Source organism: Planococcus sp. TJ-201 (genome assembly GCF_058268495.1).
This window is the reverse complement of the sequence record NZ_JBZDOG010000004.1, coordinates 378,762-402,401: the sequence shown is the minus strand read 5'-3', so window position 1 is coordinate 402,401 and position 23,640 is coordinate 378,762. Positions and strand designations below refer to the sequence as shown.

The 23,640-nt window shown below is 44.2% G+C and carries 24 protein-coding genes; 7 read left to right on the top strand and 17 right to left on the bottom strand.

Annotated elements, in window-relative coordinates; genetic code table 11:
- Positions 1 to 28 precede the first annotated feature (28 nt).
- Positions 29 to 1,306, top strand: a complete 1,278-nt coding sequence (locus AC4EG4_RS12545) for a glucose-6-phosphate isomerase (RefSeq protein WP_490988027.1) — start codon at positions 29 to 31, stop codon at positions 1,304 to 1,306.
- A gap of 152 nt (positions 1,307 to 1,458) precedes the next feature.
- Positions 1,459 to 2,040, top strand: coding sequence for a biotin transporter BioY (locus AC4EG4_RS12540; RefSeq protein WP_490988026.1), 582 nt, complete (start codon positions 1,459 to 1,461; stop codon positions 2,038 to 2,040).
- A 38-nt stretch (positions 2,041 to 2,078) separates the two neighbouring features.
- On the opposite strand, the gene AC4EG4_RS12535 is transcribed toward AC4EG4_RS12540, so the two are convergent.
- The 5 genes from AC4EG4_RS12535 to AC4EG4_RS12515 all read right to left on the bottom strand — a co-directional run bounded on the left by AC4EG4_RS12535 (position 2,079) and on the right by AC4EG4_RS12515 (position 7,255).
- The gene (locus tag AC4EG4_RS12535) at positions 2,079 to 2,534 is read right to left on the bottom strand and encodes a HEAT repeat domain-containing protein (RefSeq protein WP_490988025.1); all 456 of its coding nucleotides are present in this window, start codon (positions 2,532 to 2,534) and stop codon (positions 2,079 to 2,081) included.
- A gap of 114 nt (positions 2,535 to 2,648) precedes the next feature.
- Positions 2,649 to 3,893 (bottom strand): cysteine desulfurase-like protein, encoded by a 1,245-nt coding sequence (locus AC4EG4_RS12530; RefSeq protein WP_490988024.1) that lies wholly within the window; start codon positions 3,891 to 3,893, stop codon positions 2,649 to 2,651.
- A 234-nt stretch (positions 3,894 to 4,127) separates the two neighbouring features.
- The gene (locus AC4EG4_RS12525) at positions 4,128 to 5,090 is read right to left on the bottom strand and encodes a TRM11 family SAM-dependent methyltransferase (protein ID WP_490988023.1); all 963 of its coding nucleotides are present in this window, start codon (positions 5,088 to 5,090) and stop codon (positions 4,128 to 4,130) included.
- A 69-nt stretch (positions 5,091 to 5,159) separates the two neighbouring features.
- Complete coding sequence (locus AC4EG4_RS12520; protein WP_490988022.1) at positions 5,160 to 6,098, bottom strand: ketopantoate reductase family protein; 939 nt, start codon at positions 6,096 to 6,098, stop codon at positions 5,160 to 5,162.
- A 98-nt stretch (positions 6,099 to 6,196) separates the two neighbouring features.
- Positions 6,197 to 7,255, bottom strand: a complete 1,059-nt coding sequence (locus tag AC4EG4_RS12515) for a YkvI family membrane protein (RefSeq protein WP_490978981.1) — start codon at positions 7,253 to 7,255, stop codon at positions 6,197 to 6,199.
- A gap of 208 nt (positions 7,256 to 7,463) precedes the next feature.
- On the opposite strand from AC4EG4_RS12515, the gene AC4EG4_RS12510 reads away from it, so the two are divergent.
- The gene (locus AC4EG4_RS12510; RefSeq protein ID WP_490978982.1) at positions 7,464 to 8,015 is read left to right on the top strand and encodes a TVP38/TMEM64 family protein; all 552 of its coding nucleotides are present in this window, start codon (positions 7,464 to 7,466) and stop codon (positions 8,013 to 8,015) included.
- A gap of 197 nt (positions 8,016 to 8,212) precedes the next feature.
- Entirely contained in the window at positions 8,213 to 8,986 is a 774-nt protein-coding gene (locus AC4EG4_RS12505; protein ID WP_490988021.1) for an alpha/beta fold hydrolase, read from the top strand.
- A gap of 99 nt (positions 8,987 to 9,085) precedes the next feature.
- Here the strand turns inward: AC4EG4_RS12505 and AC4EG4_RS12500 are convergent, their stop codons facing one another.
- Entirely contained in the window at positions 9,086 to 9,862 is a 777-nt protein-coding gene (locus AC4EG4_RS12500) for a 3-hydroxybutyrate dehydrogenase (RefSeq protein ID WP_490978984.1), read from the bottom strand.
- 25 nt (positions 9,863 to 9,887) lie between these two features.
- Positions 9,888 to 11,207 (bottom strand): GntP family permease, encoded by a 1,320-nt coding sequence (locus AC4EG4_RS12495; protein ID WP_490978985.1) that lies wholly within the window; start codon positions 11,205 to 11,207, stop codon positions 9,888 to 9,890.
- 159 nt (positions 11,208 to 11,366) lie between these two features.
- Between AC4EG4_RS12495 and AC4EG4_RS12490 the strand changes: the two genes are divergently transcribed.
- Positions 11,367 to 12,248, top strand: coding sequence for a LysR family transcriptional regulator (locus AC4EG4_RS12490; protein WP_490978986.1), 882 nt, complete (start codon positions 11,367 to 11,369; stop codon positions 12,246 to 12,248).
- Positions 12,249 to 12,290: 42 nt separating this feature from the next.
- Here AC4EG4_RS12490 and AC4EG4_RS12485 read toward each other — a convergent pair whose 3' ends face one another.
- The 4 genes from AC4EG4_RS12485 to AC4EG4_RS12470 form a co-directional block, all read right to left on the bottom strand.
- Positions 12,291 to 13,118, bottom strand: a complete 828-nt coding sequence (locus tag AC4EG4_RS12485; RefSeq protein ID WP_490978987.1) for an undecaprenyl-diphosphate phosphatase — start codon at positions 13,116 to 13,118, stop codon at positions 12,291 to 12,293.
- A gap of 143 nt (positions 13,119 to 13,261) precedes the next feature.
- Positions 13,262 to 13,915: an SDR family oxidoreductase gene (locus AC4EG4_RS12480; protein ID WP_490988020.1), complete on the bottom strand. Its 654-nt coding sequence runs from the start codon at positions 13,913 to 13,915 to the stop codon at positions 13,262 to 13,264.
- A gap of 42 nt (positions 13,916 to 13,957) precedes the next feature.
- A complete protein-coding gene (locus AC4EG4_RS12475) occupies positions 13,958 to 15,385 on the bottom strand; it encodes an anion permease (RefSeq protein WP_490988019.1) in 1,428 nt (475 codons plus the stop codon).
- Between the two features lie 274 nt (positions 15,386 to 15,659).
- A complete protein-coding gene (locus AC4EG4_RS12470) occupies positions 15,660 to 16,418 on the bottom strand; it encodes an SDR family oxidoreductase (protein ID WP_490988018.1) in 759 nt (252 codons plus the stop codon).
- A gap of 146 nt (positions 16,419 to 16,564) precedes the next feature.
- Between AC4EG4_RS12470 and AC4EG4_RS12465 the strand changes: the two genes are divergently transcribed.
- The gene (locus tag AC4EG4_RS12465; RefSeq protein WP_490988017.1) at positions 16,565 to 17,212 is read left to right on the top strand and encodes a TetR/AcrR family transcriptional regulator; all 648 of its coding nucleotides are present in this window, start codon (positions 16,565 to 16,567) and stop codon (positions 17,210 to 17,212) included.
- A gap of 53 nt (positions 17,213 to 17,265) precedes the next feature.
- Here the strand turns inward: AC4EG4_RS12465 and AC4EG4_RS12460 are convergent, their stop codons facing one another.
- The 4 genes from AC4EG4_RS12460 to AC4EG4_RS12445 form a co-directional block, all read right to left on the bottom strand.
- Positions 17,266 to 17,904, bottom strand: coding sequence for a class F sortase (locus tag AC4EG4_RS12460; protein ID WP_490988016.1), 639 nt, complete (start codon positions 17,902 to 17,904; stop codon positions 17,266 to 17,268).
- A complete protein-coding gene (locus AC4EG4_RS12455; RefSeq protein WP_490978993.1) occupies positions 17,879 to 18,676 on the bottom strand; it encodes a DUF4397 domain-containing protein in 798 nt (265 codons plus the stop codon). Before AC4EG4_RS12455 ends, AC4EG4_RS12460 begins: the two co-directional genes overlap by 26 nt.
- 234 nt (positions 18,677 to 18,910) lie before the next feature.
- Positions 18,911 to 19,570, bottom strand: a complete 660-nt coding sequence (locus AC4EG4_RS12450) for a reverse transcriptase-like protein (RefSeq protein WP_490978994.1) — start codon at positions 19,568 to 19,570, stop codon at positions 18,911 to 18,913.
- A gap of 132 nt (positions 19,571 to 19,702) precedes the next feature.
- Positions 19,703 to 20,359, bottom strand: a complete 657-nt coding sequence (locus tag AC4EG4_RS12445; RefSeq protein ID WP_490988015.1) for a potassium channel family protein — start codon at positions 20,357 to 20,359, stop codon at positions 19,703 to 19,705.
- Between the two features lie 146 nt (positions 20,360 to 20,505).
- Here AC4EG4_RS12445 and AC4EG4_RS12440 point away from each other — a divergent pair, with 146 nt between their 5' ends.
- A complete protein-coding gene (locus AC4EG4_RS12440; RefSeq protein ID WP_490988014.1) occupies positions 20,506 to 21,426 on the top strand; it encodes a PhzF family phenazine biosynthesis protein in 921 nt (306 codons plus the stop codon).
- Positions 21,427 to 21,526: 100 nt separating this feature from the next.
- Here AC4EG4_RS12440 and AC4EG4_RS12435 read toward each other — a convergent pair whose 3' ends face one another.
- Together AC4EG4_RS12435 and AC4EG4_RS12430 are read right to left on the bottom strand one after the other, a co-directional pair.
- A complete protein-coding gene (locus tag AC4EG4_RS12435; RefSeq protein ID WP_490988013.1) occupies positions 21,527 to 22,528 on the bottom strand; it encodes a Gfo/Idh/MocA family protein in 1,002 nt (333 codons plus the stop codon).
- Positions 22,529 to 22,610: 82 nt separating this feature from the next.
- Positions 22,611 to 23,594, bottom strand: a complete 984-nt coding sequence (locus AC4EG4_RS12430) for an aldo/keto reductase (protein WP_490988012.1) — start codon at positions 23,592 to 23,594, stop codon at positions 22,611 to 22,613.
- Positions 23,595 to 23,640: the final 46 nt, after the last annotated feature.

The following is a 23,640-nucleotide window of genomic DNA, read 5'->3' as shown; positions in this document are numbered from 1 at the left end:
CTGATAAACAAACGACAGGAGGGTGAATATGGTTAAAATTACATTTTCAGAATCTATTGGTGCAGTACTAACACTTGAAAAAAGAACACAATTAAAAGAAATTCACGAAAATCTTTACAGCAAAAAAGGAAAAGGCTCTGAGTTTCTTGGATGGTTGGATTGGCCAAGTACACTTGATGAAGAGTTTATGAAAAAAGTTGAAAAAACGGCGGCACAAATCCGTAATACGGCGGATGTTTTGGTCGTTATCGGCATCGGTGGATCATATCTGGGTTCTAAGGCCGTACTATCAGCATTAGACCCATACTTCAGCAAAGAATCAGGCCTTGAAGTTGTTTTTGCAGGCCATCAAGTCAGCGGCGAATATTTGAAGCAGCTGCTTGCCCATCTTGACGGCAAGCGTGTCGTGGTCAATGTCATTTCCAAATCAGGAAAAACGACTGAGCCAGCCATTGCTTTCCGTTTCTTGAAAGATTATATGGAGAAACGCTATGGCCAGGAAGCAGCCGAGCGAATCATTGTCACGACAGACGCTGAAAAAGGTGCCTTGCTGACGCTTGCCGAAGCCAATGGCTACCAGCGCTTTGTCGTTCCTGAAGATGTAGGCGGCCGCTATTCCGTTTTTACTGCTGTTGGCCTCGTGCCAATTGCAGCGGCGGGCTACTCCATTCGCGACTTACTTGCAGGAGCCTTGAATGCAGAAGAACTATACAACAACACCGACGCGGATGAAAATCCAGCATTGCAATACGCTGCAGTCCGCCACCAGCTTTATGTAGAAGGCTATACAACTGAAGTGATGGCGACGTTTGAACCAAAACTTTCATTTGTTCAGGAATGGTGGAAGCAATTGTTTGGCGAAAGCGAAGGAAAAGAAGGCAAAGGCATCTTCCCAGCTTCTGTTTCCTTCACAACCGACCTTCATTCCATGGGGCAGTATATTCAAGACGGCAAACGGAACTTGTTTGAAACCTTCCTATTGGTCCAAGAAGCGAAAGAAGATTTATCAATTTTCGAAGCCGAAAACGATGGCGACGAATTGAATTACATGGCTGGCTTGTCGTTGCAGGAATTTAACCATGTTGCCTATAAAGGTACATCGAGCGCTCATTTAGATGGCGGCGTACCTCAGCTCAGCTTGACAATTCCAAAAATCGACGAATACAATATGGGCCACTTGCTGTATTTCTACATGCTCGCATGCGCCTACAGTGCTTACCTGCTCGACATCAATCCATTCGATCAGCCAGGTGTTGAAGATTACAAAAACAATATCTTTAAACTGTTAAATAAACCAGGATTCTAAGACATAGAAAAAGCTAGCCTTCCATAGGCTGGCTTTTTCTATGTGGAAGTTTTCTACTCACCCCACTTGTGTTAACTTAAATTAAAAATAAGTTGACTTAAATAGGACCTCTACGTATACTCAAATTATATTGAAAATCAGGAGGATCCCGTATGACAACAACTACTGCCAGATCGACCAATCATTCGCGCACGCTGCAATTGGTGCATATCGCCATGTTCTCTGCTTTAATGGCGATTGGCGCAAACATCTCTTCCTTTCTCATTATTGGCGGTGTGCCAATTACCTTGCAAACCTTTTTTGCAATTTTAGCAGGCATTCTGCTGGGCAGACGGATGGGTTCTGTCTCCATGATTGTGTATGCTTTTATTGGCCTTGCCGGCGTACCAGTTTTCGCGGGATTTTCTGGCGGCATGGATACCGTGATCAGCCCGACTTTCGGATTTATCCTTTCCTTTATCTTTATCGCCTACACTGCCGGATTGATTGTAGAAAAATGGCCAAGCAAAAAAGGCTTTGTCATAGCAGCGCTGGCTGGCACCGCTGTCAACTATTTTATTGGCACCAACTGGATGTATGCAGCTTATAAGCTATGGTTTGCGGCACCTGAAGGCTTTACTTACCAAATGGCTTGGGCCTGGATGGCTGTCCCTCTTCCAAAAGATTTGATCTTGGCAGTACTTGCCGGTTTGTTCGGCTATCGTTTACGCCCGATCATTCAAAAATATCTATAAAAAACCGGATGCCACTGAGGCATCCGGTTTTTTAGGTGTTATTTAGACGGAGCTGATTTCCACTGGTCTTCCAACCAGTTTTCGAAATCTTCGCCTTTATCGCCTTTGTACGTATCATAAATATCCACACGCATTTTTTGCAGCTTTTCTTTGAACTCTTCATAGCTGTGGTCTGCAGGCAAACTCTTTTTGATGCGGACAAGTACTTTGGACGTATCTTTGATCAAATCAAATTTCTTCCGTTCCGGCATATGGACGTTTTCACCGAAGCCTTTTAACTTTGCATAAGCCGCCTCCTGTACTTGATAAACAGGATCGTGATTCATACGGTGCGTCAAAATATCGATTGTTGGTTCGCTCTTCCACTTGCCAAGCTCTTCAACCGCAGCCAAACGCTCTTTCCAGTTTGCTGTCCGGTTCGCCGCTTTTTTCAATTCGTCGTAATTCGGTGGTAAATTGCTGATGTCTTTGTTCGGTTGTTTCAAAAAATTCATTCTCCTTTGTTCATCTCCCTTTGCGGGAAATGGTGTAATGCTCTCCGTTGACGGAACAAGTTGCTACCAGTATACCATCAACTGATGCAAAAGGAAAAAAGTCGATTATTCATACTAAAGCGCAAGGACCTGCGCTTTAATCGCACCGATCAAACGCTCTACTTCCTCTTCTGTGCTGTAAGGTGCAAGCCCTGCCCGCACCCAGCCGCCACTGTCGTTGACGCCAAGCACATCACCAAGCGTAGACGCATAGAAATGTCCTGCAGCAGCAAAGATGCTGTAGTCTTCTGCCAGTACTTTGCAGATTTCTGTCGGTTCAATGCCCTGAACTTGAAATGCGACTGTCGGCGTTTTTGGTACGTCTACCGCAGCCTGCGTAACCGTGACCCCTTCAATAGCTGCCAAGCCTTCGCGCAATCGATTGGCCAAGCTGTTTTCATGGACTTCAATCTGCTCCATGCCGGACAAAATACGTTCTCTGCGAGTTTCACCTTCGCCAAATCCAGCAAAAAACTCAATGGCAGGACGAATGCCTGCAATGCCTTCGTGGTTTTGTGTACCGGTTTCCAGTTTGTCAGGATAATAGGACGGCGACGTAGTCAGCTTGTAAGGCTCCAGATCCTTGAAGACTTTTTCTTTAATAGCCGCAATCCCGATATGCGGGCCAAAAAACTTATAGGCAGAACACAATAAAATATCAATTTGCAACTTGTCCCGGTCAATCGGTAAATGTGGAGCGGCATGGACAGCATCTGCTACCAGCAGCGCACCGACTTTTTTCGCACGCTCCGCAAAAGGCTTAAGGTCAACTATTGTACCGATTGCGTTGGAAGCCATTCCGACAGCGACAATCTTTGTTTTATCGTTGATCAGATTGTCCAGGTCTGTCAGATCCAGAGTTTTTGTTTCCACGTCGACTTTGACCCAACGCACCGTTAAGCCCCGGTCCTCTGCCATCATGATCCATGGATCGACATTGGCGCGGTGGTCCATTTCTGTGACCACAATTTCGTCACCTGTTTTAAAGTTTTTGCCGAGTGCATTGGCGATGGCAATCGTCAAGGTTGTCATGTTGGCACCAAATGCCACTTCTTTTGATTGGACATTTAAAAAGTCTGCCACTGCCAACCTGGCTTCTGAAATGATTTCTTCAGTTTCCCAACTTGACGGGAAAGACCCGTGCAGATTAGCGCCGCCTCTTGCCATATAGGTTGATATGGCTTCGATTGCCGAACGGACAACTTGTGAACCGCCGGGGCCATCAAAATAAGCAACCGGCTTGTCTTTATACGTTCTGGCCAAGGCCGGAAATTGCTCCCGTACTTGGGTGATAGGAAATGTTGTTTGGATGGATTTCATCGATTGCAGCTCCTTTTCGAATGAGGTACTGTTATCGTATTCAATTTTCCCTTGGAATCTCCTTTATTTTTTCAGCGATTTTTAGAATACGATTCATTGCGGCGATAATACGAGCGATTAAGCCTGACATACGATCCACACCAAATGAAATACGAGCCATTCCAGCCGAAACATGATTCTAACAACATTCACCACAAAAAAACGCCGCAAATCGCGGCGCTCTTCTTTATTCGTTTAAACAGCTTTTTGGCAAACCAGAATCTCGCGCAGGAACAACCCTTTTTTCGCGATGCAGCGATCAGTAACGACAAATCCAGCTTCTTCAACCATATGGTCCATTTTCTCGATAGTGACGACCAGCAGTTTTTCCGTAAAGGGATGGGCATCTTTCAAAATCGCCAATTGGTCTGCAGGTGTTGCATGTGTATATAAATTGTACGGCATGTCGATAATGGCCACATCGTACGTTGCTTCGACTTCCGCTATCGGACCCAGCACGACTTCACCTGACAACCCAAAATGGGCAATATTTTCCCGGGACCCGTCGACAACCAGCGGGTTGATGTCGCGCCCGACAATGTCAATGCCCATCGACAGCGCCTCCACCAACACTGTACCGATGCCGCAGCATGGATCAATAGCTTTGACGCCTTCCGGTTGTGGCACCGCGATGTTCGCTACAGCACGTGCAACACGTGTGCTGAGTGCCGTTGAATACTCCCGCGGCTTTTTCATGTGCTTGAACCAGACCGGTTCGCTTTGCGTATAACGCCCAAAATACCAGCGGCCCTCCAAAGGAATCAACCCAAACGTCACATCTGGATGATGGACATCCGCCTCGCCGGTAATGGCTGATCCAATTTGCCGCTCGACGTCTCTTTTCCCTAAATAGTCGACCTGATTTTCGTCAGATAGGCCATTAATTTTTAAAAAAATCACTTTGAACGTTGCATCACCCATATCGACTCCGGCGGACTGCTCCAGGATGTCCTGCAACGTCTCGCCTTCAAAATACAATTCGATTCGTTCCTTGATAAACGGGCTCCGGCTCGGATCAATTTTTACGTTGCTCTTGACAATTTTCCCGCTCGTGTCCGCTCCAAAAAAAGACCGCATTTCCAATTGGCATAATGCTTCTTCATCATTCGTATAGGCGTATGTATAAATATAATCGCCTGTTGCAGTTAATCGATTCAATTCATCCCGTCCTTACCAGCCCTGTTGTTCAGGACAATATCCCTCAAGTATAGCAGAATGCATTAAAAGTTAGTCGACTTGAAGATCATAATTTGCTTCAATAACTTTAATAAGCTCTGTAATCAATGTATTGTACGGCGTCTCGATGCCATGTTGCCTGCCGAGTTTCGCCACAGCTCCATTAATGGCATCAATTTCGGTTTTTCGGTTGTGCAGGACGTCCATCAGCATTGATGACTTATTGGCCCCAATTTCCTCCATGCCCATCTGCAGACATTTTCGGATGATTTCCTCCGCATCAACAGATACGCCTTCTGCACTGGCTACTTGTACAGCCTCCAGAACAACACTCCGCAATAAAGATTTTCCTTCCTCCGTATTTAAAATATCGCCATTTTTCAATCTGGTCAGTGCAGTCAGCGAATTATAGGCAACGTTAACGAATAATTTATTCCAAATGACGGTTTGGACATTTTCTGCCAATTCGGTTTCCAGACCCGAGCGATTCAACAAGGCGATAAATTCCTGGAGCTTTTCTTGTGCCTCCAAGTCTTCAGATCGGCCAATGTAATTCCTGCCCCACCCGCGGTGAAGAATCTGACCGCTGCTTTCCACACTGGCACCGCTTCCCATCGTTCCCGCGACAACCGGATTATTGGGAAAGAGCTCAGCAATTGCTTCCAGATTTCCCAGACCATTCTGCATGGTGACAATCAAGGTTTTCGGTGAAAACGAATCTTTCATAGCTTCCAATACCAATCTGGTGGCATGTGCTTTCACCAGTATCAATACAAGATCATAGGCATCTTTTTTTGAAACTTCCTGCACTACTTTTAACGGTATCGTTGTTTCTTGATCATCGCTTTCAATGATCGTCAATCCGCTCTGATTGATCTTGTCGACATGCAGATTTTTTCGATTATATAGAATAACTTCAGCTTGCTGAGCTTTTAAACGGCCGCCGAACAAACTCCCCATTGCGCCTGCGCCTATAATCAATATATTCATCCAATCCCTCTTTTCAAGTAGCTATCTCAACTGATGATTAGCCTGAATATACCACAAAAAAACCAGCTTCCTCTACAGGACAGCTGGTTTTTCAAAGCTTATTTTTTTGCAGGTTTTCCCGTTTTGCGAATATCTGCGACTACCAGAGCACCTACTAATAAGAGGCCCAGGTAACCGACAACCGGATAGAACCAATTGACGAGAGCCGTAAATCCGAGAAAGCTCAAAAGAAATGCTGCAGCACCAGAAATGATGACAAAAATCCGGAAACGGCCTGTTCCTATTTGCATGAACCGAGCCGAAAACGACAGCAGCAAGCTAACTGCGGTGTTGTAAATCATCGCAAAAATAACAATCGCCATGATGATGCCCAGCACTGGAGAAATGTTGTCTGCAAGAGCAAGCATCGGCAAATCAGAAGACCCGATAACATCCACTTTAGAGAATATCGCCAAATAACTTAATAAAATCAAAACACCGAAACCGAGTCCGCCAATCAGGCCGCCGCGGGCTGCGATTTTCTCATCTTTCTCTGCGCCACCCATCACAAGTGACATCGAAGCGCCAAGTGCGATAGCGAGTGAGACATAATTAACAGCAGATAATAGCCAATTCGGTGTCGAAGACAATTGTTCTCTAGCAACCGGCTCCAGTTCTGCAAAACTTGAATCCATTGTCAACAGGCTGTATACAGTAATTCCAACGACCAATAAAACCAAAAACGGAGTTATACTGCTGATGATGGTAATAACTTTTTTAACATTCAACATAATGGTGAAAATAACGAGGATGATCATGATGCTTCGCCCAAATGCTGGCGCCAAGTCGAATTGCTGAGAGAAAATCGATCCTGCTCCGGCGACCATAACGACCAAAATACCGAACAAAGTTAAGATGAGGGTATAATCGATTATTTTGCCTAGCACCCTTCCGCTTATCGCATACACGGCATCTTCATGCGAAGTTGTTTGCATCCGGCTGCCCAGACGCGTCAATACCATCCCTAAATAACCGAACAACGCGGTTGCAACAAGAACTGCTCCAAATCCCCAGTAGCCAAAGCTTGTAAAATACTGCAGTATTTCTTGTCCAGAAGCAAAACCGGCTCCCACTACAATTCCAATAAATGCACTTGCAATTTTTAAACTTTTTTTCATCATCTCTTCCTTCCGTTTTTTTTGCAGCTTTTTCATCGCCTGCTGAAAAGGGAATTTTCCATTCCCCTATTTTGAACCACCTCTTCTATTACCCGTTGTTGATGCGCATAAACTTAAATGGCTGAAAAACTTTCATCTTTCTTGCTTTTACTCGCTTTTTGGATTATCCTACCTTATTAGCAAACACTTTTAGAGAGGTCGGGATCGTATGGAGCAATTCGATCAATCCCTCGAAGCATTTATGGATAGCGTCGGTTGGTTGGCACCATTTCTGTTTATTTTATTGCATTTAGTGCGGCCGCTTTTGTTTCTGCCGGTTATTGCCGTTTGTGTTGCCGGTGGTTTTCTTTTCGGTTTTTTTGAAGGCGCTCTTTTGTCGTTTATCGGTCTTACTTTAATGAGTTGGGTATCTTATCTGCTGGTCAACAAATTCCCTAAGTTCCAGGCGAAAATGGCACGGTTGAAAGATAAGATTTTTCCCGACCGCACTTTGTCGGTTTCACAGGTGATGATTTTGCGTATCATGCCTTTTGTCCACTTCCATTTACTGTCTTTATACTTAATGGAAATGACCAAAACATTAAAAGAGTACATGGTTATTTCTGCACTGGGATTAATCGCTCCAGCAATTCTTTACACTGCGTTTGGCCGTGCCATCACAGAATTCCCTTGGTACATCACTGTCAGCATGTTTATATTGCTTGCCGTTATCTTCAGCTTCATCGGAAAATGGCAGAATGGCAGACCACAATCCAGTTAAGTTTTATCAGTCAACCGCAGTAAAATAAAAAGCCCAACGTTCTGGTGGTGCACCCCAAAAGTTAGATTTGAACTCTAACTTTTGGGGTGCACCACCTCTATTGGGCTTTTTATTTATCCCCAAAACCTATATTCTCTTTCATTTAGGGTATTACAAAAAGGAGATCATCAAGTAAAAGATTGAAAAGGAGAATATCTATGCCCGTTTTCAAAACCAAAGACATTGAATTATTTTATGAAGATATTGGGGAAGGACGTCCACTTCTTCTGCTCCATGGATTGACCAGCAATTCGGCTATGTTTTATCGTGAAATTGAATTTTTCAAAAAAGAGCGCCGTGTGATTGCACTTGATTCACGCGGCCACGGCAATTCCAGCCGCCTCGATCAGTACACATTGCAGAATCATATAGACGACGCCATCGCCCTTCTTTCCCACTTGGAATTGGATATTGTTGATGTGCTTGGCGTATCCATGGGCAGCTATATCGCACAAGGTGTTGCCATTCAAAAGGCTGACAAAGTCAAAAAACTGATACTGGTTGCTACAAAATCATACGGAGAACAATCCTCCATGGTAGAGCTGTTTGAGCGGTATGCTGATAAGTTTGATGGCTTGAGCCTAATCGACAAATTCAGTGCCTCCTCCAGCTATATTTACCATAACCAAAAACGGATTGACGAATGGCTCAGCAAGACAGCTCAAAACAGTCAGCAATTGAACATGAAAGAACAAGGCGTCGCGGCAGAGGCTTTGGAAAAATTCGATTTCCGCCAGCAGCTTGCTAAGATTACCGCAGAAACATTGGTAATCAGCGGTACATTTGATGGCTTAAATCCTCCAGAAAAAGGGCGGGAAACGGCTGTTTTTATTCCAGACGCTACCTTTATGGAATTTAAACTTTCTGGTCATGCACCCAACGTGGAACAGCCCTTCCTCTTTCTCGGAATCACTGAAAATTTTCTGGAATAGACTTTTTCGAATAAACTGCACCTATTTGAATAACTGAATCGACTACGACAAAGCCCCGCTCAGCGTAAAAACTGGGCGGGGCTTTATCGTAGTTGCACCTTATTGTGCTGTATAACCGCCATCCAATACAATGGCTTGTCCTGTAACGCCTGATGCTTTGTCACTCGCTAAAAACATTGTGTAATCCGAAATCTCTTTTACAGCCAGCAGCCGCTTTTGAGGAATCAATGGATAGAGCACTTCTTCAAACACTTTCTCGATCGGCACATTGCGCGTCTTAGCCAAATCGCTCATCTGGTTTTGAACCAGGGGCGTATCCACGTAGCCTGGGCACATGGCATTGACGGTGATGCCGTGCTCTGCACCTTCCAGTGCCGCAACTTTAGTCAATCCGATAACGCCGTGTTTTGCGCTATTGTAAGCGGCTTTTCCAGCAAATCCGACAAGTCCATTAATGGACGCCATATTGATAATGCGCCCTGCTCCTTGTTTCTTCATGATCGGAAATGCATGCTTGGTCGCAATAAACGGTGCAATCAGCATAATCCGAATCAGCAGCTCATATTTTTCGGTTGGAAATTCCTCAAGCGGCGCGATATATTGCAAACCGGCATTATTAATCAGCACATCGAGCGATCCATAATGCGCAACAGTCTGCTCGATGGCGTTTTTGATTTCTTCCTCACTCGTGACATCACATCTAATGCCGATGCAATCCAAACCCTTTGACTTTAATGCTTGTGCAGCAGCTTTTACTGCTTCTTCATCAACGTCTGTTAAGACAATTTTCGCGCCGGCTTCTGCAAAATCGGCACTGATTTCGTAGCCAATTCCACTGGCCGCACCTGTAATCAACACCACTTTATTGTTTACCATAGTCAATTACCTCCACTGCTTTTTGTTAAATGCCAAGTCCCAATGTAAACAAAACAATGGCAATTGCCAGTCCGATCAACGGAACAATAACCGTAACAGCCCCAACTGCGCCATAAGCCGCTTTATGCGTTTCTCCACAGATACCCTGAATGGTCGTTACCACGTAGCCATTGTGCGGCAATGAATCAAGGGCTCCGGAAGAGATCGCGATTGTCCGGTGGAGCGCTTCTGTATTGACGCCCATATCAATATAATGCGGTGCAATCAACGGCAACGCGATAACCTGTCCGCCGGAAGCCGAACCGGTTAGTCCCGCAATGACACTAACAGCGATGGCGCCGCCAATCAACGGGCTTCCCGGAATGCTGGTCATCGCATCTACGGCTGTTTGGAATGCCGGCACTGCTTTTGCCACGCCGCCAAATCCGACGACTGCAGCCGTGTTGCCGATCGCAATCAATGCACCAATCGTTCCTTCAGACAAAGCCTTGCCAAGGTTCAAGAAATACTTGCGATTTAATAAATACGTTGTGATGACACCGCCCAACAAGGCGATAATTAACGCAGAGGTCATCAATGAATCATGGAAGATGAATGAAATTACCAGTACCACCAGCAACGGGATCAAGCCCATTAATGGGTTAGGCAGATCACGATCTTCAATAACCGGATCTGTCGAACGTGCTTCAAAGCGCTCTCCTTTGTTGACAGCTTTTTGAATCATCCGCTTTAGCCACCAATAGCCGAACACGGCCATGAAAACGGCTACTAAAATACTGACTTCCCATCCTGCATAAGGAGTCGTGTTCAAGTATTCAATCGGAATCCAGTTTTGAATTTCCGGTGAACCGGCTGATGTCATCGTGAACGTTACCGAGCCTAATGCTAAAGCAGCCGGAATAAACCGGCGTGGCAGATCTGCTTGTTTGAACAAACTGAGTGCCATTGGAAAAACGGAGAATGCGACAACGAACAAGCTGACGCCGCCATATGTCAATACCGCACAGGCAATGACAATTGCCAGCACGGCTTTAGATAAGCCGAACTTGCCAACCAGCCATCTCGATACGCTGTCAGCAGCTCCACTGTCTTCCATTACTTTACCAAATATTGCCCCAAGCAGGAACATCGGAAACCACGAGGTGATAAATCCAGAAAAACTGGTCATATAATTGGTTAATAAATTCGCTTCCCCTTCTCCGACTAATTGTGGGAACAATGGTAGTCCGCTAAAAATTGCCACAAATAATGCTGACAACGGACCCGCAATCAACAAGTTCATACCTCTCATCGTCAACACAATGAGCAGAACAAGTCCCCCAACCATTCCAAACATACTCAACATATAAAATCCCCCTTTTTGTAAACGCTTACTTAAACGATTAAGTTATCTAAATATTTAGATCCTCAACTACTTTCATTAGTGTACAACTAGACAAAGAATAGGTAAAATGAATAATAATTATAAGTTCTATAACAATTAGTTATAAGTTAGGAGGATCGTATGGACATTCGCCAGTTAACCTACTTTGTGGAAGTCGCCAAACACCAAAGTTTTACAAAAGCCGCTCTTGCTCTTCATGTAACACAACCCACTTTAAGCAAAATGGTCAAAAACCTGGAGGATGAAATGGATGTAGTACTGTTTGATCGTTCTGCCCGCCAAATCGGTTTGACCGATGCGGGAGAAGTGGTTTACACGCAAGCCCAAAAAATCATCCATAGCCTCGATGATTTATCGGCATCCCTGTATGACGTCATGAACTTGAAAAAAGGAAAAATTAAAATTGGTCTGCCGCCGGTCATCAGTACCTTGTTTTTTCCAACCATCATTGCTGAATTTCAACGCGCCTATCCAGATGTCACCATCATGTTGGCAGAGGATGGAGCCAAAACCGTTGAAAAAAAAGTCTACGAAGGCGAAGTGGATTTGGGGTTTGTCATGCTTCCCGTTGACAGTGAGAAATACGATGTCGTGCCATTTGTCGACCAAGAAATCAAGTTGCTGGTCCACGAATCCCATCCGCTTGCCCACCATGATTTGACTGATTTGATCTGCTTTAAAGATGATCCTTTCCTGATGCTCAGCAAGGAATTTACTTTGAATAGCCGAACAGTTGAATTCTGCATCAGTGAAGGGTTTACGCCAAAAATTGCCTACGAAAGTTCGCAATGGGATTTTATTGTCGGTATGGTGGAGAAGAATTTGGGTATCACACTGATGCCGAAACTAATTTGCGACCGCGTTAAGGACGGTCCCTTTAAAATGATTTCACTGACGAATACCTTCCCGTGGAGACTCGGCATCATCATGGCGAAAAACCGGTATGTTCCCTATGTTTCACGGGAATTTATTTCGCTGGTAGAAAAGCTGCCGAAAGTTTGACATAACAAAAGGAGCCTCCAAATGGAAGCTCCTTTTTGCTTGCTAAAGAAAAACGATAATGGCCAGCACAGCTGCCAACACCAATCGGTAAATGGCAAAAGGCATCAGTTTGATGCGGGAAATCAATTTCAAAAAGAAACGGATGGAAATTAACGCGAAAACAAAGGCCGAGACAAAGCCAACAATATAGAAAGACAGGTAATCCAACGACAGCGTATCCCAGTTTTTCAAGACCGATACCAGGCTTGCACCGAACATGATCGGAACCGCCATAATAAACGTAAAGTCTGCGGCAACCCGGTGATTTAAACCAAACAGAACCCCGCCTGATATGGTGGCGCCTGAACGAGAAAACCCTGGCCATAACGACAAACATTGCACAAGCCCGACTTTCAGCGCCTGGATATAGGTAATCTCATCCAACGAATTGACCGTTGGATTTTTTGGGCCGAACTTGTCTGCAGCAATCATTAAAATCGATCCGGCAACCAATGCGTAAATGACCGTTTCGACGCCAAACAAATGGTCATCGATCAAATCTTTGAACGCAAATCCAAATACTACTGCCGGCAACATGCCGATGATAACGTGCAAAAGGTTGAAGCTTGAATTTGCCTGCTGTCCTTCAATTTTGTACAAGCCAACCAAGCTAAACAACCGTTTCCAAAATACCACAACAACCGCTAAGATCGATCCCAGCTGAATGACAATTTTAAATGTATTCGCTGGATATTTCCCTAGAAACTCTTGAGATTTCAGCCACATATCATCGACGATGATCAAATGTCCAGTAGAAGAAACCGGTGCAAATTCAGTCATGCCTTCGACAAACCCCAAAATTAATGCCTTCAATAAATCAAACCAATCCATGTCTGCTAATCCCGCTTTCCTGAGTAAAATAAGTGCCTGCGCCTCTCTTGATGAAAGAAAATTTCTTTTGTTCGACTAAAATAGAACGCTGTAAAACTTGGAAAGGTTGCAGCGATTTTAACTAAGGAAAGTAATTTCCACCGTTATTTTCCTGCTTTTTTCTTTACGGCTAATTCAATTGCTTCTTGTCCTTGAACCACTTCCAATATTTGACCAGCCGTTTCAGGATGTTTGAGCAATTCAGCCAGCACAGCAGCCACATCTTCCCGTGAAATCGTGTCATACATTAAGGTATAGCCCAAGTTTACTTTACCAGTACCAGCTTGATCCGTTAAAGTTCCCGGTCGCAGGATTGTCCAGTCCAATGCAGTCTTTACCAAATCAACTTCAGACTGGCGCTTAATTTTCATGTAATGCTCAAAGCTTGCTACGGGTTCTTGATCACGGCCCGCATCTGGAAAAGCCGACACCAGCAATAAGCGGCGAACTTGCGCGAGTTCGGCAGCTTTTGTAATTTTTTTCAATCCTTCGCCATCAATGGCGGTGGTCAATTCCTCTCCTGCCCCGCCGGCACCTGCTGAAAATACGACAGCGTCGCAAGATTTCAAGAGCTGTGAAAATTCCTCGACAGATGTCTCAATCAAATCAGCCAAGACGGTTTGAATGCCTTGTGCTTCCAGCTGCTCAGCTTGTTCGGCTTTGCGGATAAAGCCCAAAGGCTCATCTCCTCTATCGGCTAAGATGCGCCCTAACTTGCTGCCTACTTTTCCGTTTGCCCCAATGATTGCCACTTTCATATGCTGCACGCTCCTTAATGTTCTTTATTTTTTGCAGTCTTTCTACCAAAGACCCAGTAGTTTCCACCACAATCCGCCTGCACCCATCCAAACCACGATATGGATCAGTGAAATGATAAAGCCCAATTGCCACCATTTCTGCTGGCTGACATAGCCGCTTCCAAAAAAGACGGGAGCTGGACCAGCACCGTAATGGGTCAAACAGCCGAACAAATTGCTGAAAAAAGCCAAAATGAGTGCCGACAATAACGGCGGTGCTCCCGCTGCTACGATAACCGACAAGAAAGCGGCGTACATGGCGCTGACATGCGCTGTATTGCTGGCGAAAAAATAATGCGAATAAAAATAAACAATCGCTAAAATGATCAAGGTCGGCATCCATGACAATTGATTTACCGAGTCTTGCATCAATCCACTAAACCATGGAATCATGCCGAGGACATTCAAGTAGGTTGCCATCATCACGAGCACAGCAAACCATACCAGCGTATCCCATGCCCCTTCTTCTTTCTTAATATCCGACCAAGTTAACACTTGCGTCAGCAATAAAACACTTAATCCTACAAAGGCACTGGCAGTCGCACTAATGCCAAAGTTATCACCGAAAATCCAAAGAACAAGCAACAGGACAAATACACCGATCATGTACTTTTCTTCTCTTTTCAGAGGGCCCATTTCTTTAAGTTTTTCTGTTGCAATCACTGTAGCTTCTGGCGTTTCTTTCAACTCTGGCGGATAAAGCTTGTAAATCACCAGAGGAATCAGAATAAGGCTGATCAAACCAGGAACAATTGCCGCCAATGCCCATCCGCCCCAAGTGATTGTTACTCCTGTAATATCCTGTGCGATTTGGACAGCTAAAGGATTGGCCGCCATCGCAGTTACAAACATGGCAGACGTAATCATGTCCCCTTGGAAAGATACTTTTGTCAGGAACGCGCCGACTCTCCGCTCTGTTCCATCTTCCACTCTGGAATCATAGGTTTCCGACAGTGACCGGATGATGGGAAAAATGATTCCTCCTGCTCGTGCAGTGTTTGATGGCATCGCAGGAGCAAGCACAAGGTCACTGAATAACATCGAATAAGACAGCCCCAATGTTTTCTTTCCGAACATCCGAACAAAAACATAGGCAATCCGCGTCCCCAAACCTGTTTTGATAAATCCACGCGAAATAAAGAATGCAATAACGATTAACCAAATGGTCGTGTTCTGAAAACCGCTCAAGGATTCTTCAAGCGTCAAGGTATTGGTCAATACAATGACCGTTAATGCAAAAATAGCCGTACTTCCCATTGGAACTGGTTTGATGACCAAACTGACGATCGTTGCTACAAAAATACTGAACAATTGCCAAGCCTCGGCTTCTAATCCTGAAGGCGTAGGTATAAACCACAAAATGAGACCGATGGCCAGAACGATAAACAGTTCACGCCATTTCACTTCACCTTGTTTACTTGCAGCTGACATATTACCACTCCTCTATTTTTAGAAAACTCACCAAAATTTTCTGTTTGTGTATGTTTGTAAATGATCCACTCAATCTAAAAAAAGAATAAGTGGCATAGTAGACAATACCACGACCGCAGAAAAAACTGCAATTTTTCATTCTTGATTTTCTGCAGATTTTTTCTTTGTTCAATTCTTTGCCATTTCCCTTCATAAATTTCTTGAAATTGACTGGCATAAGCACAAAAAAATTCCATTGCACGGATTCATGCAACGGAATTTTTTATTGAAAATATTAGTAAGCAGTCCATCCAGCATCAGCCGTTATAACTGTGCCGTTGACAAAACTCGAATCGTCAGATGCTAGGAATAATGCCACTTTAGCGATTTCTTCTGATTTACCATTGCGAGGATTCAAGGCCAATCCCGCTTGCGTACGCCCCATTCCCATTTCGCTGATGGATGTCATGGACGAACTGATATTGGTTTCTACGCCACCTGGTGCGATGGCGTTACAGCGGATACCTTCTTTTGCATACATGAAACCGGTATTTTTGGTGAAGCCGACAACTGCATGTTTTGAAGCGGTGTACGTAGCTCCTGCGCGTGCTCCGTACAATCCGCCTGCTGAAGCGATGTTGATGATGATGCCTTTATTTTTCTCCAGGAAAATCGGCAATGCTTTACGGGTTGAACGCATCACGCTCATTGTGTTGATTGAAAAAATGCGCTCCCAATTGGCGTCTTCGATTTCTACGGCCGGTTCAAAATTGTCCATAATCCCTGCATTGTTGACCAGAATGTCCAATGTGCCATATTCACTTACAGCCAAGTTGATCATCGCTTCAATTTCTTCAACGTTGCCAACATTTGTTTTGACTGCTTGTGCGACGCCGCCGTTGCTTGTAATACCCGCTGCTACATGTGCCGCACCTTCTTCATTAATATCCGAAACGATTACTTTTGCGCCTTCTTTTGCGTAAAGTTCTGCAATCGCTTTCCCCATGCCTGATGCTGCACCTGTTACAATCGCTACTTTTCCTTCAAGTTTCATACTTTAAGTCTCCTTTTCTATCGGTTATTTTGGATTACAAGAGAACGCTTCCATCTATACACTCTCAGTATATTGGCCTATACTTTAGTTATCAATCAACAAATGTAGTGTGAAATGTTGAAAAACGAACAGAGAGATTTGATTTTGTGCAGCTCCACAAAACAAATGAAGAAAGCGAGGTCCTGCTGGTGAAAAAAGACCGACGAATCAATAAATCGAAAAACGCATTAAAAGATGCCTTGATCCTTTTAATGGAGGAGAAAGAATTTAAAAGCATTACCATCACAGAAATTGTTCAATTGGCGAACTTAAATCGCGGAACGTTCTACAAGCATTACCCGACCCAGGAAGAACTGCTTCATGAGTTAATCGAAGATGTTTTGTCAGACCTTGTTCGCTCTTACCGAGATCCGTATATGACAATTCCCAATTTTGATGTAGGCAAAATATCGGCTTCTTCTATAAAAATATTTGATCATGTTGAACGCTATTCACGTTTCTATACCATTATTACTAATTCCAACGTGCTTCCGGGTTTTCAAAATCGCATCTGCCAAGTATTAAAAGACTTGATTCAAAGCGATTTGGTGGAATTGATGCCAAACCCTTCCATTGATCACAGCCTGCTCAGCAGCTATAACGCCTATGCACTGTTTGGCTTGGTTATTGAGTGGGTCAATGATGGCTTTGCCCTTACGCCGCATCAAATGGCAGATCAGCTGATTCGTATCATTTCTTACCAAAATCCTAAAAATATAATGGAAACAGTCAATCTTCCCAACTCTGCGGGATAATCAAAAAGGCACTTCGATGTTCCTCTTGTGGGAACATCGAAGTGCCTTTTCATTTATTCTTCTACCAGACTCGCATAAACTATCAATCGCTCTTCTCTTGTACCCCGATCAAAATCATAAGTTCCTGAACAGGTAATCAAAACCAGCTCAGGTGACGAGGTATATCCAAAAACCTTTGAAACATCTGCTAAATCAAGTGGAACTGATTCCATCGTATGGACTTTAAATGTTAAAGTTCTCTCTTCAGCCTGTACGATTACTTCATCACCCAATTGGAGTTTGGAGAGATCCCAGAAAATTGCTGGACCTTCCACACCATCAACGTGTCCGGCAATAACGGCACGGCCATTTTCGCCTGGCTCGTATCCCGGAGAAAACCAGCTGACGTCTTCAATATTATCCGGTACCGCCATCTCACCATTCTCTGTAGTTCCCAGATGCTGGACTTGTGCTTCCAGATCGATTGAAGGAATGTTTAGAGATGTTGGCTGTATGCCGGTTCGTTTTAATCCGTTAATTGGATTTTCGGCTGGAGTTGGTTGCTGAATGTTGACAGTAGCCGGTTCATCCAGTGTAAATCCCACATTTTCCGAACGGACACTGACCTCATCTACCGGCTGCTGGCAACCCACAAGCATGGCAACTACCAGAATTAGCAAGAGTTTGTTATTGAAAACGTTTTTTCCATACAAGGGTACTCGCTCCAATTAAGACCAGGGCGCCACCTAATAGTAACCACATAGCCTGTGATTGGTCAGGAGTTCCAAGACCTGTAGTCGGCATGCCATCTGGAGATCCTGCTGCTTCGTAATCGACAAGCGCAATCACTTCCAGTGAGTCCACTGTGTTTACTGCGAAGATACTATAAACCGTATCAGCAGCTAACTCCGTACCTTCTAATGGCAACACTTGTGTTCCATCCGGCAAACGAATTTCCAAGTCGTACGTATCCGGAGCTAATTCTGCATAATCCGTAATTCCAGGGAATTCTGCTCCACTGAACAAGGCATCTCCGCCAATTACGCCAACATCAACGGCTGGTGCATCCGGAGACAAATGTCCAACTCGAACTTTCGTTTGTCCTTCTGTTACTTCCATTGAATCTTCTGCAACGACAAATTCAATCGATTCCAGCAAGTTTGCTGCAGCAACTGTATAGGCTTTGCCAGCTTCGACTGTTAAGTCTGCCTGCAAAACGCCTTCACCCGCAGCGTATTCTGTTCCGTTTGCAAAAACTTCTACATCATGTGTTCCAGCTGGTACTTCCAAATAACCGGAATCTGCTTTAAAAGGTACATTTTCAAGTGTTAAATCTCCATTGACATAAACATCTACAGCAGGTGCATCCGGCGAAGCATGGACCACTCTAAGTTTCGCGGTGTGGCTATCAGCCATAACTCCAGAAGCGAGCAACGAGAACACAAGAGCCATTGCAACAGAGAATGAAACTAAAATTTTCTTCATTTTTTCCTCTCCTTCATGTGTGTAGTTTTTGCACAAGTATTGTACAACTTATTTATAACCTAGAACTTCCAATTCTGCAAGCAATAAAAAGAGTATTCTGATTTTTGAACACAAAGAACTAAATTGCTTATATGCGACAGGAGCAGACTGCTTAAATAGCAGCTTTGCATGCCACAACTTAGCCGGATCAGCCTCCTTTCTCTTCGGCCACGTAAATATCTATCCCTTAACTCCTTAAGCAATGATTTCCGCTTTAGCCGTTATGACAATGTCGTTTAAGGCCTGTGTAGCGAGTTTATCAGCTTCTGCGTTGGCTTTCCGCGGGATTAAATTGTAGTCAGCCTGAATACCCAACTGTGCTAATTTCTGCTCTATCCGGCTGATCCAGGGTTCCAGCAGCTCTTCTGCTGCCGGCCATTCATTGTCCAATCCTTCAATAACCATTCGGGAATCTCCCAAAAATCGGATTGGAAGATGATGAACTTCCAAGTATTCAAGTTCCTGCAGGGAAAAATACAGCGCAGCATATTCCGATTCGTTATTGGAAGCTAAATTATTATAAATGGCATTCGCTCTCAGCCGATAGGATTTTCCGCTTTGTTCATAATATACAACGCAGCCAACTCCAGCTTTTCTCGTCTGCCGGTCGTAGCCTCCATCAAAATAGACCGTCACATTATGTGGTTCGGTTTCAATTCCTTTTAAGTAGGCTTTCATTTCCTTCACGGTCCAGCTGCTGTCAAATTTGTCTACAAAGCCAATATGCTTGGAACGGCCGGTCCGCTCCAAGTCTTCAGCAAACGCAATCGCTGCAGCTGCCGGCATTTCTTCTGAAAAGAAAGTAGTTTCCAGGCCTTTCGGCGTTTTATAGTTCCATTCTATTCTGACGTTCAAGCCCAGTCCCTCCGTTCTATGTGCAATACCCAATTTGTCCGCTCTTTTTATAAGCACTATTCCCGATGAAAAACTCATTAAACGATATTTCCAAATAAAAGGCCGGCTCATAAATGAGTCGGCCTTTTGTAGTTACAATGCTTTTTCTTCCAAACGTTTCAAGTCTTCTTTATGGCCCATCACAATCAATACATCATTTTGCTCGACAACATCATCTACCGCCGGTGCAATATTGACATCTTCTAGTCTTTTTATGGCCAGAACGATGCAGTTAAATTCCACGCGGATGTTCAAGTCGACCAATGTTCTATTCGCCATTTTTCCAGATGCGACCAGTTCGATAATGCTGTAGTCTTTGGAAAGGTCGATATAGTCGACGATTTTATCTGAGTCGACATGATGGGCAACACGGATGCCCATTTCTTTTTCCGGCTGAATCACCCGGTCCGCACCGACTTTGTCCAATATCTTTTCATGTTGCAGGTCACGTGCCTTGACCCATACTTTTGGCAAGCCAAGCTCTTTCAGCATAAGTGTGCACAGCACACTGGCTTGAAGGTTGTCTCCAATTGCTACAATCGCATGTTCAAAATTCCGTACACCTAAGGATTTCAGCTGATTTTCATCAGTTGCATCTGCGATAACGGTGTAGGCCGCGTACTTTCTTAAAGCATCGACTTTTTCCGGATTTGTGTCGATGGCCATGATCTCATGCCCCAAGCTATACAGTTCTTTACAGACACTGCTGCCAAAACGGCCCAAGCCAATGACCACAATTTGTTTTTTCACATGCGTCCCTCTTCTCTGTATAATTCCACTTCTTTTACTTTATTCTCAAAAGAGCTCAATTGCAATCAAAGCTGGTGGACTTTTCAGCCGTTAACTGATACAAAGAAACAATAAAGTCTTACTATTCGAACAAAAGGAGGATATCTATGAAAACTTTAAAATATACCTTAGTTGACGTATTTACCACTCAAGCTTTTGGCGGCAATCCGCTGGCTGTTTTTCACGACGGAACGGGATTGGATTCCAAAACTATGCAACAGATTGCCAATGAACTGAACTTATCGGAAACTGCATTTATTTGTCCTCCCAAAAAGCAACAAAATCAAGTTAGCCTTAGAATCTTTACGCCTCAGGTAGAATTGCCAATTGCCGGCCATCCTACAATCGGGACGGCTTTTGTTATGGCTTACCTCAAAATGCTTCCTTCACAAGACGGGCTCAACGAATGGACCATTGAAGAAGGGTTGGGAGATATCGCTGTAACGGTCCATAAGGAGGGCGAAAAAATCATGAAGATAGAAATGATCCAACCCTTGCCTGTTTTTGGAGAATCACTGACAAGACAAGCTCTTGTTGCGGATTTATTGTCGTTGCCCAAAAGTGAACTGGATACCCGCTTTCCCATCCAAACCATTTCTTCCGGTCTGCCGTTTCTGTTTGTCCCTCTACGTTCTCTTGCAGCTATGAGAGAAATCAATTTCCGAACCGATGTCTGGGAGCGCCATTTCAGCGGCGATCCCGACCGTCAGCATATTTTTGCCTTTACGACAGAAACAGAACACGATGGATCTACTGTCCATTGCCGTATGTTTGCTCCTGCTATGGGCATTGCGGAAGATCCAGCAACTGGTGCAGCTGGCGGCCCACTTGGTGCATTTCTTGTTGAACATGGCGTAGTCGAAAGCAACCAGGAAGAGAGATACTCTATTCGAAGCGAACAAGGAATTGAAATGGGAAGGTCCAGTTTTATCGACATCACCATCACTAAGAAAAAACAAAAATATGAGGAAGTTAAAATTGGCGGCACAGCAATTGTTATTGGCCAAGGCGAACTCTATATCCCATAAATCACGGGAATGGCAATTGGTCTGCCAAACAACTATTAAATCATGAAAACAACCGCAGGCTCCTCACAGCCTGCGGTTGTTTTCATAAGTTTTCTAACGGCTAGTTTCCAGCTTTCACACCGACTTTCTGTCCGGTTCTTAATGACTCGTAGCACGCGTCAATGACTCGCATATTCTTTATTGTAGAGTCAGGTGTAATGATTGGTGCTGAATCTGTTAAAACCGCATTAGAGAAGTTCTCAATTTCCAGCCGGTAAATATCTCCTTGCACCTTTTCTTCGCGTACAGTTCCATCTTTTTGAACAAGGATGATTCCTGTATTGCCATTAATGTCCGGACGAAAAGCAAATGGCACTTTAATGGTTCCTTCAGTGCCAATCAGTTCGTATTCATTTCTGCTGACCATATTAAAGCTGCAATCGAATAAAGCTTGGACTCCGTTGCTCATCTTCATGTGGACAATTCCAGTCAAATCAATCCCTTGGACTGGATCGATTTCTCCTTGGGCTATGACCTCTACAGGCTCAGCATCTACTAAATGACGGATTACTTGAATCGAATAGCACCCGACATCATAGATGCTTCCTCCGCCCATGGCCGCCTCCATTCGTATGTCCGTTGACCGATTCTGCAGGTAAAATGAATGGCTGGATTTCACTAGCTTGATGTCACCAATTTCACCTGAAGCAACGATTTCCTTTACTCGTGCATGCTGAGGATGTAATTGATACATAAATGCTTCCATGAACTTAACACCGTGTTCCAAACAAGCCGCGATCATTTCTTCTGTTTCGGCTTCACTTAATGCAAAAGGTTTCTCGCAAAGAACATGCTTGCCTTTTTGTGCCGAGCGAATGACCCATTCTTTATGCAAATGGTTTGGCAGCGGGATGTAGACAGCATCAATGTCTGGATCTTCCAGCAGTTCTTCATAACTTTCATAGGCTTTCGGAATGTTTAATTCCTGAGCCACTGCATGAACTTTACTGGTTCGGCTTGCTATTGCAACAATTTCAGCATTATCTGCGCGCCCTATGGCAGGAATCACTTGTGTTCTGCCAATGTGTGCTGTACTCAAAACTCCCCAACGAATTTTCTGCATCCTGTTCTCCCCTTTTTAAACGTTTCGATTATTAAACAAACCGCCAAGAATGCATTGCTGCTTCTTAACGGTAAGTCTGTTTTTAATAAGCCCCTCTTATTTCAGGGTGTACCTGTTCTTTATAAAATTGCGCCAATCGATCCAGCTCTTCAGAAGAAAAATCCTTTGCATCCAACGCTTTTAAGTTGTCTTCTGCCTGCGAAACATTTCTGAATCCAGGAATAACCGATGTGATGGCTTCCTGCTGCAAGATCCATTTTAATGCGGCTTGCGTGCGATTGCCTCTTTCCTCTGAAATCCAAGCAAGCTGATCACTTAATTCTACGCCTTTCGCAAACTCCAGCCCCGCAAATGTTTCTCCAACATTAAAAGCTTCCCCGTCACGGTTAAAGTTCCGGTGATCGTCTGATTCGAATTGTGAATCCACTTTGAATTTACCAGTCAATAAGCCACTTGCCAACGGGACACGGGCCAATATTCCAACATTCTTCTCTAAAGCTTTCGGGAATAGTTCTTCCAGCGGCTTTTGGCGAAATAGGTTAAAGATCACCTGCAAACTGCTGACATTTGGATTATCCAGGCATAACAGCCCTTCTTCCACTGTTTCCACACTGACACCATAAGAGCGAATTTTCCCTTGTTCCTTCAGCTTGTCCAACACCTCGAAAACACTGCCGTCTTGCAAAATTTCCATTGGTGGACAATGAATTTGAAACAAGTCAATTTGCTCCCGTCCCAAACGTTTCAAACTCGCCTCGGCATAGTTGGAAACCTGTTCCATTGAGTAGGTTTGCGGGTCATGAATATCTCCTGCACGGCAAAATTTAGTGGCAATATGGATTTCGTCCTGCTTTCCTTTTGTAGCCTTGCCTAATAGTTCTTCACTGTGGCCATCGCCATAGACATCTGCCGTATCAAAAAAGTTCACACCTTTTTCCATGGCGTACTCCAATGCTTTCAATGATTGTTCGTCATTGGTGTTGCCCCATGAACCGCCGATTGCCCATGTTCCAAAGCTCAATTCACTTATTTTCATGCCGGTATTGCCAAGTTGACGATAGTTCATTTGTCTTCACCTCTTCTTTAAGATTGGTTTTTCTTTACAGAAAAAA

What these genes read in the sequence shown, in the direction of transcription:
- AC4EG4_RS12430 (WP_490988012.1), bottom strand. Translation starts at nt 23,594, where the DNA reads ATGAACTATCGTCAACTTGGCAATACCGGCATGAAAATAAGTGAATTG.
- AC4EG4_RS12470 (WP_490988018.1), bottom strand. Translation starts at nt 16,418, where the DNA reads ATGAAACTTGAAGGAAAAGTAGCGATTGTAACAGGTGCAGCATCAGGC.
- AC4EG4_RS12455 (WP_490978993.1), bottom strand. Translation starts at nt 18,676, where the DNA reads ATGAAGAAAATTTTAGTTTCATTCTCTGTTGCAATGGCTCTTGTGTTC.
- AC4EG4_RS12535 (WP_490988025.1), bottom strand. Translation starts at nt 2,534, where the DNA reads ATGAATTTTTTGAAACAACCGAACAAAGACATCAGCAATTTACCACCG.
- AC4EG4_RS12490 (WP_490978986.1), top strand. Translation starts at nt 11,367, where the DNA reads ATGGACATTCGCCAGTTAACCTACTTTGTGGAAGTCGCCAAACACCAA.
- AC4EG4_RS12435 (WP_490988013.1), bottom strand. Translation starts at nt 22,528, where the DNA reads ATGCAGAAAATTCGTTGGGGAGTTTTGAGTACAGCACACATTGGCAGA.
- AC4EG4_RS12505 (WP_490988021.1), top strand. Translation starts at nt 8,213, where the DNA reads ATGCCCGTTTTCAAAACCAAAGACATTGAATTATTTTATGAAGATATT.
- AC4EG4_RS12475 (WP_490988019.1), bottom strand. Translation starts at nt 15,385, where the DNA reads ATGTCAGCTGCAAGTAAACAAGGTGAAGTGAAATGGCGTGAACTGTTT.
- AC4EG4_RS12510 (WP_490978982.1), top strand. Translation starts at nt 7,464, where the DNA reads ATGGAGCAATTCGATCAATCCCTCGAAGCATTTATGGATAGCGTCGGT.
- AC4EG4_RS12540 (WP_490988026.1), top strand. Translation starts at nt 1,459, where the DNA reads ATGACAACAACTACTGCCAGATCGACCAATCATTCGCGCACGCTGCAA.
- AC4EG4_RS12485 (WP_490978987.1), bottom strand. Translation starts at nt 13,118, where the DNA reads ATGGATTGGTTTGATTTATTGAAGGCATTAATTTTGGGGTTTGTCGAA.
- AC4EG4_RS12440 (WP_490988014.1), top strand. Translation starts at nt 20,506, where the DNA reads ATGAAAACTTTAAAATATACCTTAGTTGACGTATTTACCACTCAAGCT.
- AC4EG4_RS12480 (WP_490988020.1), bottom strand. Translation starts at nt 13,915, where the DNA reads ATGAAAGTGGCAATCATTGGGGCAAACGGAAAAGTAGGCAGCAAGTTA.
- AC4EG4_RS12495 (WP_490978985.1), bottom strand. Translation starts at nt 11,207, where the DNA reads ATGTTGAGTATGTTTGGAATGGTTGGGGGACTTGTTCTGCTCATTGTG.
- AC4EG4_RS12545 (WP_490988027.1), top strand. Translation starts at nt 29, where the DNA reads ATGGTTAAAATTACATTTTCAGAATCTATTGGTGCAGTACTAACACTT.
- AC4EG4_RS12500 (WP_490978984.1), bottom strand. Translation starts at nt 9,862, where the DNA reads ATGGTAAACAATAAAGTGGTGTTGATTACAGGTGCGGCCAGTGGAATT.
- AC4EG4_RS12520 (WP_490988022.1), bottom strand. Translation starts at nt 6,098, where the DNA reads ATGAATATATTGATTATAGGCGCAGGCGCAATGGGGAGTTTGTTCGGC.
- AC4EG4_RS12515 (WP_490978981.1), bottom strand. Translation starts at nt 7,255, where the DNA reads ATGAAAAAAAGTTTAAAAATTGCAAGTGCATTTATTGGAATTGTAGTG.
- AC4EG4_RS12530 (WP_490988024.1), bottom strand. Translation starts at nt 3,893, where the DNA reads ATGAAATCCATCCAAACAACATTTCCTATCACCCAAGTACGGGAGCAA.